This window comes from Paeniglutamicibacter sp. MACA_103 (assembly GCF_045798555.1).
Classification (GTDB): domain Bacteria; phylum Actinomycetota; class Actinomycetes; order Actinomycetales; family Micrococcaceae; genus Paeniglutamicibacter.
In genome coordinates this window covers 14,518-28,321 of the sequence record NZ_JBIXLN010000010.1, presented here as the reverse complement: position 1 = coordinate 28,321, position 13,804 = coordinate 14,518, and the positions used below count along the sequence as shown (strand labels likewise).

Annotated in this window: 14 protein-coding genes and 1 tRNA gene; 8 read left to right on the top strand and 7 right to left on the bottom strand. The window is 65.9% G+C overall.

The features are described from left to right. Positions 1 to 17: 17 nt before the first annotated feature. The 3 genes from ACIPVK_RS06605 to ACIPVK_RS06595 are packed head-to-tail and all read right to left on the bottom strand — an operon-like array spanning position 18 to position 3,388. A complete protein-coding gene (locus tag ACIPVK_RS06605; RefSeq protein ID WP_407611167.1) occupies positions 18 to 989 on the bottom strand; it encodes a ribokinase in 972 nt (323 codons plus the stop codon). Further along, a complete protein-coding gene (locus ACIPVK_RS06600; protein ID WP_407611166.1) occupies positions 990 to 2,411 on the bottom strand; it encodes an MFS transporter in 1,422 nt (473 codons plus the stop codon). It lies immediately after the preceding gene. Next, on the bottom strand, positions 2,408 to 3,388 hold the full coding sequence (locus tag ACIPVK_RS06595) for a nucleoside hydrolase (RefSeq protein ID WP_407611165.1): 981 nt from the start codon (positions 3,386 to 3,388) through the stop codon (positions 2,408 to 2,410). The genes ACIPVK_RS06600 and ACIPVK_RS06595 overlap by 4 nt, the downstream gene beginning before the upstream one ends. A 191-nt stretch (positions 3,389 to 3,579) precedes the next feature. Between ACIPVK_RS06595 and ACIPVK_RS06590 the strand changes: the two genes are divergently transcribed. After that, positions 3,580 to 4,623: a LacI family DNA-binding transcriptional regulator gene (locus ACIPVK_RS06590; protein ID WP_407611164.1), complete on the top strand. Its 1,044-nt coding sequence runs from the start codon at positions 3,580 to 3,582 to the stop codon at positions 4,621 to 4,623. Positions 4,624 to 4,631: 8 nt separating this feature from the next. Here ACIPVK_RS06590 and ACIPVK_RS06585 read toward each other — a convergent pair whose 3' ends face one another. Then, a complete protein-coding gene (locus ACIPVK_RS06585) occupies positions 4,632 to 4,931 on the bottom strand; it encodes a hypothetical protein (RefSeq protein ID WP_407611163.1) in 300 nt (99 codons plus the stop codon). Positions 4,932 to 4,970: 39 nt separating this feature from the next. Between ACIPVK_RS06585 and ACIPVK_RS06580 the strand changes: the two genes are divergently transcribed. Next, a complete protein-coding gene (locus ACIPVK_RS06580; RefSeq protein ID WP_407611162.1) occupies positions 4,971 to 5,885 on the top strand; it encodes a dihydrodipicolinate synthase family protein in 915 nt (304 codons plus the stop codon). A gap of 178 nt (positions 5,886 to 6,063) precedes the next feature. Then, complete coding sequence (locus ACIPVK_RS06575) at positions 6,064 to 6,408, top strand: hypothetical protein (protein WP_407611161.1); 345 nt, start codon at positions 6,064 to 6,066, stop codon at positions 6,406 to 6,408. A 42-nt stretch (positions 6,409 to 6,450) separates the two neighbouring features. On the opposite strand, the gene ACIPVK_RS06570 is transcribed toward ACIPVK_RS06575, so the two are convergent. The 3 genes from ACIPVK_RS06570 to ACIPVK_RS06560 all read right to left on the bottom strand — a co-directional run bounded on the left by ACIPVK_RS06570 (position 6,451) and on the right by ACIPVK_RS06560 (position 8,251). Next, positions 6,451 to 6,864: a hypothetical protein gene (locus tag ACIPVK_RS06570; protein ID WP_407611160.1), complete on the bottom strand. Its 414-nt coding sequence runs from the start codon at positions 6,862 to 6,864 to the stop codon at positions 6,451 to 6,453. 274 nt (positions 6,865 to 7,138) lie between these two features. Then, positions 7,139 to 7,215: transfer RNA gene (locus ACIPVK_RS06565), tRNA-Thr, on the bottom strand. A gap of 172 nt (positions 7,216 to 7,387) precedes the next feature. Further along, the gene (locus tag ACIPVK_RS06560; protein ID WP_407611159.1) at positions 7,388 to 8,251 is read right to left on the bottom strand and encodes a DsbA family protein; all 864 of its coding nucleotides are present in this window, start codon (positions 8,249 to 8,251) and stop codon (positions 7,388 to 7,390) included. Between the two features lie 152 nt (positions 8,252 to 8,403). Here ACIPVK_RS06560 and ACIPVK_RS06555 point away from each other — a divergent pair, with 152 nt between their 5' ends. From ACIPVK_RS06555 to ACIPVK_RS06535, 5 genes are all read left to right on the top strand, one after another. Next, positions 8,404 to 9,879, top strand: coding sequence for a trehalose-6-phosphate synthase (locus ACIPVK_RS06555; RefSeq protein WP_407611158.1), 1,476 nt, complete (start codon positions 8,404 to 8,406; stop codon positions 9,877 to 9,879). Positions 9,880 to 10,033: 154 nt separating this feature from the next. Next, positions 10,034 to 10,816, top strand: a complete 783-nt coding sequence (gene otsB, locus ACIPVK_RS06550; RefSeq protein WP_407611157.1) for a trehalose-phosphatase — start codon at positions 10,034 to 10,036, stop codon at positions 10,814 to 10,816. Positions 10,817 to 10,872: 56 nt separating this feature from the next. Continuing rightward, positions 10,873 to 11,997, top strand: coding sequence for an ABC transporter ATP-binding protein (locus ACIPVK_RS06545; RefSeq protein WP_407611156.1), 1,125 nt, complete (start codon positions 10,873 to 10,875; stop codon positions 11,995 to 11,997). 134 nt (positions 11,998 to 12,131) lie between these two features. Beyond that, the gene (locus ACIPVK_RS06540) at positions 12,132 to 13,463 is read left to right on the top strand and encodes a DUF4032 domain-containing protein (RefSeq protein WP_407611155.1); all 1,332 of its coding nucleotides are present in this window, start codon (positions 12,132 to 12,134) and stop codon (positions 13,461 to 13,463) included. 81 nt (positions 13,464 to 13,544) lie between these two features. Beyond that, positions 13,545 to 13,703 (top strand): hypothetical protein, encoded by a 159-nt coding sequence (locus ACIPVK_RS06535; protein ID WP_407611154.1) that lies wholly within the window; start codon positions 13,545 to 13,547, stop codon positions 13,701 to 13,703. Positions 13,704 to 13,804: the final 101 nt, after the last annotated feature.

The following is a 13,804-nucleotide window of genomic DNA, read 5'->3' as shown; positions in this document are numbered from 1 at the left end:
TTTTGGGGGGAAAACGGCTAGGCGTTGAGCCTGGCGTTGACCGCGGCGGCATCCGGGTAGGCTGCCTGCGTGCCCTTCTTGGTGGCCGCCAGTGCGGCACCCACCGAGGCAAAGGCTGCCGCATCGGCCAGCGCGTCGCCGGCGGCCAGGCGTGCCGCAAGCCCGCCGGTGAAGGCGTCTCCCGCACCGGTGGTGTCCACCGCGTCGACGCGGGTCGGGGCGATGCGGACAATGCGATTCCCCGCCTCGGCGGTCGAGTCCAGCACCACCGAGCCCTGGGCGCCGAGGGTCACCACGGCGCTTGGCAGCCCGCGGGCCACCAGCCGCTCCAGCACCGGTTCCCAGGCCGGGGCCTCGGCGTCGGGTTCCGGGATTCGCTCCCCGTCCAGGAATTGCGAGGCCTCGTGCGCGTTGACCAGCAACACGTTGGAGAGCCGGGCCAGGCTGGCCGGGATCGAGGCGTACGGGGAAAGGTTTAGCAGCACCTTCGCGCCGGCGTCCGCGCCGGCCTTCGCCGCGGCCTCGACGGTGTCCAGTCCGACCTCCAGGCACAGGCAGAGCACCGCGGCGCCCTCGAAGGCGGAGGCGGAAGCGGCGATGTCGCCGGGAGTCAGGGTGCCGTTGGCGCCGGCGGAATACACGATGGTGTTCTCCCCCTGCGCGTCCACGGTGACCACGGCAACGCCGGTCTCCACGCCGTCGGCGCGGCGCACGCCGCTGACGTCCACGTTTGCCGCGGCGCAGGATTCGAGCAGCATGGTCCCGTTGGCATCCCGGCCCACGGCGCCCACCAGGGACACCTTGGCCCCGAGCCGGCCGGCCGCAACGGCCTGGTTGGCGCTCTTGCCGCCGGGGTTCACGGTGAAGCCCTCACCGTGCAGGGTCTCCCCCGGGGACGGCAGGCGCTGGGTGTAGATGGTCAGGTCCGCGTTCAGCGAGCCGACCACCACGATCTTGCCGGGCTGGTTGCCTGGGGCTTGGGTATCCAATTACTTCACCTCTGCGTCGACGGGCTTGGGGATCAGCAACGAGGCGGCGAAGGCCGCCACGGTGATGACCAGGCCGACCACCACCACGGTCACGTAGGAGGCGCGGTCGCCCAGGGACGAGGTTCCCACAAGAACCGCGGGCAGCACCAGGAAGCTCAGCCCGGCACCCAGGTTGAAGGCGCCGGCGTTCATGCCCGGCAGGAAGCCGGGGTTGCCCTTCGGCGAAAGCACCACGCCCAGGCCGTTGAGCATGATGTTGGCGGTGCCCGCGTACATGATGCCCAGCAGCGCGGTGCCGGCAACCATCAGTGGCAGCGAATCCATGCCGAAGAACACGATGACCAACAACGCCGCGACGGAGCCAAGCATGCCGATGCGCAGCACCTTGTTATATCCCCACACCGGGGCCAGGCGCCCGCTGATGGGTCCGAAGACCCAGCCCAGCAGCGCATAGGGGGTGAGGATCAGCAGCGCTGTCTGGGTGGGCCCGACCCCGAAGCCGGGCCCCGCGGCCTGCACGTAGGCAGGGACGATGCCGTTGATGACGGCGAAGATCCCGGTCATGGTCAGCACCGTGGTCAGCAGCGGAGCCCAGGTGGCGCGCTGGCGCAGGTGCTCGAGCTGCACCATCGGCTCGGCCACGCGCTTCTCGGTGGCCCAGAAGCCGTAGAAGGCCGCGGCGGCCAGGGCCAGCAGCACCAGGGAGGTGATCACGGTGTCCGGGTCGATGCCGCTGACCAGCTTGGCTGCCTCGTTCAGGGACGTAAGCAGGGCGCCGACGGCCACGACGATGAAGAACACGCCGAGCCAGTCCATCTTGGTGCCGGCCTGCGGCTTGGACTCGCGGGTCAGCAGAGCCACTGCCGCGGCAGCCAGGACCGCCAGCACGACCATGAACCAGAAGATGGAGCGGAAACCGTGGTTCTCTGCAAGGTAGCCGCCGAGGAAGGAGTCCACGCCGGCGACCCCGCCGTTGACGGCAAGGATCAGGCCCATGAGGGTGCCGTAGCGGCGCGGGTTGGGCACGGCGCTACGCAACATCAGCAGGGCCAGCGGCACGGTGGGGCCGGAGATGCCCTGGATGATGCGGCCGGCGAAGAGCCAGCCGATGTTCGGGGCCAGGGCCGCGACCACGGAGCCGACGGCGGTCAGCAGCATCATGATGACCAGGATGCGCTTGCGTCCCACCACGTCGGAAAGGCGGGGCAGGAAGAGGGAGAAGAGCGCGGCGGTGGTGAAGAACCAGGTCTGCGACAGGCCGATGGCGGCCTGGTCGGTGCCCAGTTCCTCGCCCATGGTGACCAGCGCGGGGCTGAGCATGGAGGCGTTGAGCTGGAACGCCACGCAGGCGGTGAGCAGAGCGGCGGTCAGCGCCGCGGCACCGCCGCGGTTGGCAGTGGCCTTTTCGGTCAGGGCGCTCATGCGGTTGCGAGCTCGACGTCGCCGATGCGCACCAGGGCGTCGGTCACCAGGTTCCAGAAGCGCTCGTGGTCGAGGTCCACTGCCACCGAGGTGTGGCAGTCTGCGGGGGCCGGGGCGCGGAAATCCGCGACCGTCATGCCCAGGGTCAAGGTCCCGGTGAGTTCGATGTTCACGGGCACCTTGCGGGTGGTGACAATGGTCGGGTCAATGACGTAGGCAACGGCGCAGGGGTCGTGGACCGGCGGGAAGTCGAAGCCCTGGGCGTCCTTGTAGGTTGCCTTGAAGAAGTCCATGAGTTCGCGCACGAACTTGGCCGGGCCGGTGCCCACTGCCTCGATCTGGGCGACGACCTCGTCGGTGGCCAGCGCCTGGTGGGTCAAATCGAGCCCGACCATGACCACCGGCCACTTCTCGTTGAAGACGATGTGTGCGGCCTCGGGGTCGATGATGATGTTGAATTCGGCCACGGCGCTCCAGTTGCCCACGTGGTAGCCGCCGCCCATGAGGACGACTTCCTTCACGCGTTCAACGATGCGCGGTTCCTTGCGGGCGGCCATGGCGATGTTGGTCAGCCCGCCGGTGGGGACCAGGGTGACGGTGCCCGGCTCGTGGGCCATGATGGTGTCGATGATCAGGTCGACGGCGTGGCGGGGGTCCAGTTCGATGGCGGATTCGGGCTGCTTGGGTCCGTCCATCCCGGATTCGCCGTGGATGTCCGGGGCGTTTTCGATGGTGCGCACCAGCGGGCGGTCGCAGCCGGCGGCGAAGGGGACGCCGGTGATGCCGGCGATGGTTCCGGTTGCCAGGGCGTTCTTGGTGACCTTGGCCAGCGTCTGGTTGCCGACCACGGTGGTGACGGCAAGCAGCTCGATCGCGGGGCTGCCGTGAGCCAGCAGGATGGCAACGGCGTCGTCGTGTCCGGGATCGCAGTCGAGGATGATTTTCCGCGGCTCGGTTGTCGCGATGGGTGCGCCCATGGTTTTCTCCACATCTTCGGGGATAGCTTTCCGCCGGCTCACGCCCGCGGAAAGGAAATGCTGTTTCTCCCGAATTCTGGCACCTTTCCGCGTCCCCCGTCAAACGCTTAACTTGGGCCTCGGAAATCTCCTAGTCAAACGCTTGACGCCCGGAGGGTCCGGAATACCCCGACTCGACTAAGATAAAAGCCATGCATTCGACCCAAAAGCCGCGCGCCACGGCACCCATCCGGCGACGGGTCACGGCCGCCATGGTGGCCGAGCGCGCGGGGGTCTCCACCGCCACGGTTTCCCTGGTTGCCAACGGCAAGGCCCGCGGCCGGGTCTCGCCCGGAAACGAGACCAAGGTCCGCGAGGCCATCCGGGAACTCGGGTACGTGGTGGACGGGATCGGCAGTTCTCTGGCGCGCGGGGTCAGCAACACGGTCATCATGGTGGCCCCCGACATTTCCAACCCGTTCTTTGCCACGGTCATCGCCGGGGTGCGCGCCGCGCTGGGCTCCCACTACCAGCTGCTGCTCTCGGTCACGGATGCCGGCCAGCTGCCCAGCGCCGACGACACCCGGCGCCTTCTGGGATTGCGCCCGGCCGGACTGCTGGTTGACGCGCCGGACCCCTCGTTCCTCGAAGAGCTTTCGGCCCCCGGACCCTTGGTGCTGCTCGATGCCCCGGGCTTCGGGCCCGAAGTCCCCGCGGTGAACCTCGACGTTGCCCAGGGCGGACGACTCCTGGCCGAGCATCTCGCGGCCGCCGGCCACACGAAGGTTGCCTATATCGACGGCACCACCGGAACCACCACCTTTGAGGTGCGCCGCACCGCCTTCCTCGAGGCAGCAAGCGCACTGGGCCTGGAGGCACCCGAGGGAGCCCTGACTGCCACCACCATCAATGTCGGCCTGGCAGCCAACGCCTTTGCCGAGGCCTGGCCGCGGTGGAAGAAGGCCGGGGTGACGGCCGTGGTTTGCGCAACCGACACCCACGCCTATGGCGTGCTGCAGGAAGCCCGCGCCGCAGGGATCTCGATCCCCGGCGAACTGGCCGTGACCGGCTTCGACGACCTGCCCTATTCGATGACCAGCTCCCCCGGCTTGACCAGCGTGCACCTGCCCGGCGAGCTCCTGGGCCGGCGGGCCGCCGAGCAGCTGCTGCGGCTCATTGGCGGGGAGGACCTGGACAACCGGCAGGTCACGCTGGAGAGCACGCTCATGGTGCGCGGATCAACCCTCGGGGCCTGAAGCGTTCCTCAGGCGGAAGGTACCGTCCATAGCCGGACCTGTGTTCCCGCCGCCGCATCGTGCGGTCCGCGTCCGGTGGCAAACGCCATCACGATGCAGGGAACCGCAGCGACCCTTGCCACGTTCATTCCCGGATGGCTCCCGGGGTGTCGGACAGTTGCCCGCGGGTCCGGAAAAACGACGCTCAAGACCACGCCGAGCACGGCCATCCATGCCAGGACGACCGGGTAATCCAGCCCCACGGCGGCCAGGCGCCGCGTCCGCTCGCGCAGGGAGCCGGCATCATCGGGCGCGGCAAGCGCGGCCAAGGGCAGCAGCGTAACGGCATTGCGATATCCTCAGGAATCATGAAGCCAGAATCGATGTTCACCGGGCTCAGCGCCTTCCCCCTGACGCCTCTGTCCGACTCGGGCATTGACGAGCCGGCCTTCGAACGCCTGGTCGGCAGGCTCGCGTCCGCCGGCGTCGACTCGATCTGCGCCCTCGGCTCCACCGGCAGCTACGCGTACCTGGACCGGGCCGAACGTGCCCGTGCCGCGACCTTGGCCGTCCAGGGCGCCGGAGACATTCCGGTGCTCATCGGGGTGGGTGCACTGAGTACGCGGGAGGTGCTGCACAATGTGGAGGACGCCCAGAACAGCGGTGCCGCCGCCGTCTTGCTGGCCCCGATGACATACCAACCACTGACCGATGACGAGGTTTTCGGGCTCTACGAGGACGTCTCGGCGAACCTGTCGGTGCCGCTGGTTGTCTACGACAACCCGGCCACGACGAGAGTGAACTTCAGCGACGAGTTGCACGGGCGGATTGCGCAGCTGAAGGGAATCGCGTCAATCAAGATTCCGCCGGCGCCATCCGACCCCGACGAAGCGAGGGCCCGCATTTCCGCCCTCCGCGCGCTTGTTCCCGGGCACGTGACGATCGGCGTCAGCGGTGACGGCGCGGCCGCCAACGGCCTGCTTGCCGGCTCCGATGCCTGGTACAGCGTCATCGCGGGGCTCCTGCCCGAGCGGTGCCTGGCGATCACGCGTGCCGCCGCAGCGGGCGACGCCGAGCTGGCACGCTCGCTGTCCCGGAACATGGAACCGTTGTGGACGCTCTTTGCCCGCCACGGGAGTTACCGGGTTGCCTCGGCCGTCGCCGAAGAGCTCGGATTGGTGAAGCCGGGCAACCTGCCGAAACCGGTCAGGGGCCTGGACAACAACGGGCGTCTCGCGGTGCGCAATGCCCTGGCCGAAATCGGCATCAGCACCCGAATCTGACCGTCGAGCATGGCTCCGGCGCAAGAGAACTTCGGCAGGCAGGTGCCCGATCGCTTCCGCAACATGGGGCATTCGCCTAACGGTAAGGTTGACGGCGTTGCCTGTCCGGACACGCGGCCGACTTCTGACGAGTCCAGCGGCCGGCGCAAGGCAGAATCAACAGGATTTTGGAGATTACATGGAGCACGAAGGCAAGGCGCTGGCCGCCGATGAAACCGACACACACCATCATCGCAACCCCGGCGTCCCCTCGGTGCACGTGCGGGCTGCACTCACCTGGACCGCGATTTTCCCCATGGTTGCACTCGGCATGACCGTCATGGGCTGGTTTGCCGAATCCTGGCATCCCGTCCTGCGCGCCCTCGTGCTCACCTTGGTGGTCGTCCCGATGGCGGTCTATGTCATCGTGCCCCGGTTGCTGCGCGCTTACGGCAAGCTCAGCGGTGCGGCGCGAAATCGAAGGCTTCGCCGTGCAACCGAGCGCTTGGACCGGACGGCTCGCCAGGGCACGCCTGTTTCGTAGCAATGAGTGGCGGAGCCGTTACGGCCACGGGAGACGCTCAAGCTATGTGCCGTCGCCGCCGCTTCGTTTCGCATGTGTCTTGCGGTACTGCATTCTGGCAAGCGCAACCCATACGAGCGCCATCACGATGAAAATGATTCCACCCACCAGTTCCTCGGCGGCAAGTTGCCACACACCGTATTCCAGAAAATACAGTGCCACGATGAGCGCCCAGAAGTGGCCGTTTGACGCCTTCCACATATTTCCATTCTCCACCTGGCATGCCTGATGAGCGATGCGAAAACATGCGATTGAAAAGCGCCGGCGAACCGCCTCACGGAGCCTCAGCGGGACTCGAAACAACATCTTCCCGATGACGGTACTTTGCAAATGATCGCGCGGGACAACCCGGAGCTTCGGGTGCAGAAAACGGAATGGTCGAAGGACGCGGAACTTGAGCCGCTCCGCGGTGACCACGACCCCACGGATGGTGGGGACGACTCGACGGAATAGTACTTGTTCCCGTTCATTCCGCCAACGAACTCGAACCGCAATGGAACGTCTGTCGATTCGCTTTGCTTGTCCCACTGCAGCTCGGCCAAAGGTCCGCTCGCCATGGAGTCACCGGCTGAAAGCGGTCCATGCCCGTCACGGCATTTCAGGGGCCGCAACCGGCCGCAAAACGCGCTTCAGCGTCGTTAAACCAAAATCGCTACTTCCCATATGTCAACAGGGAAGTAGCGATTTTCGGTGGAGCCCCCTGCCGGATTCGAACCGGCGACCCTCGCTTTACAAGAGCGATGCTCTGGCCAACTGAGCTAAGGAGGCATGCTGCCTGGGTACGGACTTTCACGACCCAAGTGCAGGAACTAGCGTAACCGACATTTCCCCGCAGCATGAAACGGGGATGCCGGCCGGCATTGTGCCAAGAACGTCGGTGGGGTGGTTCGCCAACTCACGGCGAGCCACCCCACCCAACGATGGTCCGGCTTCCGGGTTCTTACTGGTTGGCTGCGATCGCCGCGTTGACGACGCCCACGAAGTCGGGCTCGGCGACCGAATCCCACTTCTTGCCCTGGATGAAGACGCTCGGGGTTCCGGCAATCGCGTCCACGCGGGACGCCTCGTCGGTGAACTTCACGAACGAGCGGAAGGTTCCGTCGTTGATGCAGTCGGCGACGTCCGCGCCATTGTCCTTGGCCAGTTGGGCCAGTTCGGCGTTCTTCATTTCACCCTGCGGGTAGTGCGCAAACATTGCCTTGGCGAACGGGAGGTAGGACGCCGGGGCCTGGTCCGCTACGCAGGCAAGCGCGTTGGCGCCACGTGAGGAGAAGTTGGTCGGCGATCCGGCATCCAGGTAAGCCACGTTGCGGTACTCGACCTGCACGTCCCCGGCTGCCAGCCAATTGCCGATCTGGTCGGCGTACTGGGTCTCGAAGTCGGCGCAGTGCACGCAGTTGACGTCGACGTAGAGCAAGATATTGATCGGGTCGCCCTTGGCCGCAACCTTGGCGTCGCGCGGGGCGTCCGGCTTCGCCTCGGTCGGCCTCGTACCGGCCTTGGTGACGTCCACCGTGATTCCGGAGGTGTCGGCGACGGTTGTGTCCGAGGTGAGCGTAATGCCGCCGGCAGCGTTGCCGCCCTTGGGCGCGGCTCCGGAATCGGCGACCTTGCCGGCATTGTTTTGCAGGACGATGCCAACGATCAGGGCAATCACTGCAAGGACGGCCACCAGCACACCCAGCTTGATGAACAGAGACTTGCGCTTGTCAGCGGCTTCTTGGGTGATGCGCATACTCTGCGCCTGCTCGCGCGCACTTGCTGTCCGCTCGGCCTTGCTCGGCCGCTGGCTATTGGATGCCATAGGTCAAAACGTCCTTTGAGATTGGTTTGGTACTCCCCCGACCCAATCAGTTTAGGCTACGGCGCTGGCGTAGCTTAGCGCCACGGTGTCGCTTACGTCACGCTGTTCCCCTAAGCTCAAGATTAATCTTGAGCTAGGAATGGAGGGTCAACATGCAAGCGGATATCGCATTTGAACACGCATCCGGTAGCGATAAATCGAGCTACGACTTCATCGTGGTGGCCAATCGGCTGCCGGTGGACCGAATGCAGGGGGAAGACGGCGAATTGTCGTGGCGGCGTTCCCCCGGCGGGCTTGTCACCGCCATCGCACCTGTCATGCAGGAATCCGACGGCGCCTGGGTCGGCTGGCACGGAGCCACCGATGAAGAACTGGAACCCTTCGAAAACGACGGGATCCATCTGATCCCCGTCCCCCTGGAGGAGTGCGACCTGGAGCTGTATTACGAAGGGTTCTCCAACTCCACGCTCTGGCCGCTCTACCACGACGTGATCGTGCCCCCGGAGTTCCACCGAACGTGGTGGGACAACTACAAGAAGGTCAACAAGCGCTTCGCCGACGCCACCGCCAGCGTCGCCAAGGAGGGCGCCACCGTATGGGTGCAGGACTACCAGCTGCAGTTGGTGCCCAAGCTCCTGCGCGAGGCCCGCCCGGATCTGCGCATCGGATTCTTCAACCACATTCCCTTCCCCTCCCCCGGCATCTTCTCCCAGCTGCCCTGGCGCAAGCAGATCCTCGAGGGACTGGCGGGTGCCGACGTGGTGGGCTTCCAGCGCACCGCGGACGCCAGCAACTTCCTGCGCTGCATGCGCCGCTACACCGACCGCACGGTCAAGGGCTCGCTGGCGATCCCGCCGGCCTCGACCGAGGACAGCGGCTCGACCCGAAACATCTGCCGCGCCGAGGCACACCCCATCTCCATCGACACCCAGCAGGTCGCCGAGCTGGCCCACGACCCCGAAATCATGGCACGGGCCAAGCAGATCCGGCAGGAACTGGGCAACCCGAAGACCATTATGCTCGGTGTGGACCGCCTCGATTACACCAAGGGCATCCGCCACCGGCTCAAGGCGTATGGCGAGCTCTTGGCCGACGGTTCCATACACGTCGGCGAGGCCTGCCTGGTCCAGGTCGCCAGCCCGAGCCGCGAGAATGTCGAGCGCTACCAGCAGCTCAAGGACCAGGTCGAGCTCATGGTCGGCAACCTGAACGGCGAGCACGACACCATGGAGCACACGGCCATCCGCTACCTGCACCATTCCTACCCGCTGCGGGAAATGATTGCCCTTTACCTGGCCGCGGACATCATGTTGGTGACTTCCCTGCGCGACGGCATGAACCTGGTGGCCAAGGAGTTCGTTGCGGCCCACACCGACGACACCGGCATGCTGGTGCTCTCCGAGTTCACCGGTGCCGCCGACCAGCTCACCCAGGCCGTGCTGGTGAACCCGCACGACATCGACGGGATGAAGTCCGGGATCATGCGTGCCCTGCGCATGGACCCGCAGGACTCGGCCCGTCGGATGCGGCGCATGCGCCGGCACCTGCGGGACCACGATGTGGCGCGGTGGTCCCAGACATTCCTTTCATCGCTGGCCCAGCCCCTGCCCGTGGACACCCTGGTCTAGGCTCATTGGTGTCATGGCGCGGGTGCAAAAGGAAGATTCTTCCTTCTTGCATCCGCGCGTTGCATTTACCGCCCCGGTCCTGCCTCGAGACAAGTGACCCGGGCGCCCCCTCATTGCCCCTCCCCGAATGCCCGAAAGGATCAGCCGGTTACCCATGAGTCCCATTTCCCCAGACCTCGCCGATGCCATTGAATCCCTTGTCGAAACCCCGATCCTGCTCGTAGCAGTTGACTTCGACGGAACCATGGCCCCCTTGGTCGACCGCCCCGAGGACGCCCGCCCGTTGCCGGCCGCCTCCGAGGCACTGGCCAAGCTCGCCGCCCTCGAAAACACGGTAACCGCCGTGATTTCCGGCCGCGACCTGGCCTCGCTGCGCGCTGTTGGCAACCCGCCGGAGCAAACCCTGTTGGTGGGCAGCCACGGCACCGAACGCTGGGCCCCGGCGGACTTTGACGCGGAGGACGAACACATCGATCTCAGCCCCGCGCAAACGTCCGCACTGGCCCGGGCCACCGAAATCCTGGAAGCCGTCTCCTCGTCCAGTCCGGGAACCTCACTTGAGTACAAGCCCGCCTCGGTCGTCCTGCATGTGCGGCAGGCCGACCCCGAAGTTGCCTCTGCGGCGCTGCGGGCCGCCCACGAGCAGTTGGACGGCGTCGAGAACCTGCAGGCACTGGACGGCAAGGCGGTCCTGGAGGCCAGCGTGCTGGTGGGCACCAAGGGCGACGGGCTGAACTGGCTGCGCGAGGTTGCCGACGCCTCCACCGTGTTGTTTGCCGGCGACGATGTCACGGACGAGGATGCCTTTGCAGCGCTTCGCCCCGGAGATATCGGCGTAAAGATTGGTTCGGGGAAATCCAAGGCGGAATTCCGTCTTAATGGACCCGGGGAATTGCCGGCCCTTTTGGAATTGGTCCTTGATATGAGAAGCTTGTGATTCCATTCACTACGGACCGTCGGGCACGTACCTGCCCGTGAAAGGATCGCTGCCTCATGGCATCAGTAACTTTTGACCAGGCCACCCGCATTTACCCCGGAGCCACCACGCCTTCCGTGGACAAGATCTCCCTGGAAATCGCCGATGGCGAATTCCTGGTCCTTGTCGGCCCCTCCGGCTGCGGAAAGTCCACCACGCTGCGCATGCTCGCCGGCCTCGAGGACGTGAACTCCGGACGCATCCTCATTGGCGACCGCGACGTCACCAACGTCCCGCCCAAGGACCGCGACATTGCCATGGTCTTCCAGAACTACGCGCTGTACCCGCACATGTCCGTCGCCGACAACATGGGCTTCGCCCTGAAAATCGCCGGCATCGACAAGGAAGAGCGTGCCCGCCGCGTCCAGGAGGCGGCCAAGCTTCTCGACCTCGAGGACTACCTGGATCGCAAGCCGAAGGCCCTCTCCGGTGGCCAGCGCCAGCGCGTTGCCATGGGTCGCGCCATCGTGCGAAGCCCGCAGGTCTTCCTCATGGATGAGCCGCTGTCCAACCTCGATGCCAAGCTGCGCGTGCAGACCCGCACGCAAATCGCCTCTCTGACCCGCCGACTGGGCGTCACCACCGTGTATGTGACCCACGACCAGGTCGAGGCGCTGACCATGGGCGACCGCGTCGCGGTGCTCAAGGACGGATTGCTGCAGCAGGTCGGAACCCCGCGCGAACTTTACGACCGTCCCTCCAACGTCTTCGTTGCCGGGTTCATCGGTTCCCCCGCCATGAACCTGCTGGAGCTTCCGGTGGCCGACGGCGGCGTGGCCTTCGGAGGATCCATCTACCCGGTGGCTTCCTCGACCCTGGAGGCGGCAACCGGCAACTCGGTCACCCTGGGCGTGCGGCCCGAGGACCTGGACCAGGTCTCGGAGAACGAGGGCCTTGCCGTCGAGGTCGATGTGGTCGAGGAACTCGGTGCCGATGCTTACGTCTACGGTCACACCACGGTGGGCGGCACCGAATACCAGATGGTCGTGCGTGTCGATGGCCGCAAGCCCCCGTTCAAGGGCGACACCATCCACGTGGCGCCAAAGATCGGACACGTCCACCTCTTTGACACCGCTTCCGGCGAGCGACTGGCCGAGCCGTCCCGAAACGGCGCACACGCACAGGTGGGCAGCGAGGCCTAGGACCTTGCCCGCTATCGTGTGATTGCACGATTACTGCCAATGGCGGCCGTATTCAGCCCAGCGCTGGGTGCGGCCGCCTTTGCATTCCCGCTTCCCCATTCCCCTCATAACTGCACCAAGGGACGGCACACGCCATGATTCGCCACACCGCCAGCTGGCACGACGAGCCCACCGACCACGCCCAAAACGGCAAGTTGCCGCGAGATTCCGCCCCGGCCGCCACGTCGCCCGTTGCCGGCTCGCTGTCCATCACCGCGGCCACGGCGGATCCGGGCCTGCTGAACCTGCCATGGCAAATCCCCTTGGAAGACTGGCCGAGCGACACGCTGGCCCCGCTGCCGCGCGGCATCTCCCGCCACGTGGTGCGCTTCGCCATGATGGGCAAGGCGGTCATTGCCATCAAGGAAACCGGCGAGCACGTGGCCCGGCACGAATACCACATGCTGCGCAAGCTGCGCCGGCTCGCCGCCCCCTGCGTGGAACCCGTCGCGGTGATCACCGGGCGCACCGACACCGACGGCAACGACCTTGACCCGGTGCTGGTCACCCGGCACCTGAAATACTCACTGCCCTACCGCGCCCTGTTTTCCCAGAAGCTGCGCCGGGAAACCCTCACCCGGCTCATCGACGCCCAGGCGCTCCTGCTGGTCCGCCTGCACCTGATCGGGTTCTACTGGGGAGACGTGTCCCTGTCCAACACGTTGTTCCGGCGCGACGCAGAGTCCTTCGCCGCGTACTTGGTGGATGCGGAAACCGGGGAGCTCTACCCCGAGCTGTCGTCCGGCCAGCGAGAATACGACCTGGAAATCGCCCGGGTGAACATCGCCGGGGAGCTCATGGACCTGATGGAAGCCGGGCTCATTGAGGACACCGTGGACCCGGTGGCCACCAGCGAGGACATCCTGCACGCCTACCGCGGGCTCTGGGCCGAGCTCAACGACAAGGAATCCTTCGACCTTTCCGAACGCTGGCGGGTCGACGAGCGCATCCGCAGGCTAAACGAACTCGGCTTCGACGTGGAGGAGATCAGCCTCAAGACCTCCCCCGACGGCGGCCAGTTGCTCATCCAGCCCAAGGTCGTGGATGCCGGGCACCACACCCGCAGGCTCCTGCGGCTCACCGGACTGGACGTGGAGGAGGGACAGGCCCGCAGGCTGCTCAACGACCTGGACGCCTACCGGGCCAAGAAGCACCCGGAGGCGGATGAGGAAATTGCCGCGGCCCGTTGGGTCACCGACGTCTTTGACCGGATCACCGGGGCCATCCCCCGCGAGTTCCACGGCAAGCTGGAGCCGGCCCAGATCGTGCACGAGGTCCTTGAGCACCGTTGGTACATTTCCGAGGCACGCGGCTCCAACGTCCCCATGGAGGAGGCCGTCGCGTCCTACGTGGAGGCCGTGCTGCGCCACCGGAGGGACGAGGCCCGGCTGGTGTATGGCCCGGAAGAGCAGTCTTCAACCACGTAGAAGGCCGTCAGCGTGGTCTTCCGAAGAAGGACGAACTCAAATCTGGGTGACATTTCAACCAGAAGCGTTGTCGCCCACTAAGTGGCCGCATTCCGCCTTTGTTTCGCGCGCGAGAAACATGATGCGCTGGCGTCGGAGTACCAGCTGGAGCAGGTCGAGTACCAAGAAGATGCGCCCGCCGACGAGTTCAGCGCGTCCAAGGAGCTCGGCGCGGCAAAGCAATATGCCGGCACTCGCTAGATGCAGCGGCTAGCAAATGCTTCTGTTCTCTCGCGATGCCACCAATGGCAGTCCGTTGGGTCCGCGGTCCATATAGGCTGAAAACCAGGGGTCACCCCCGT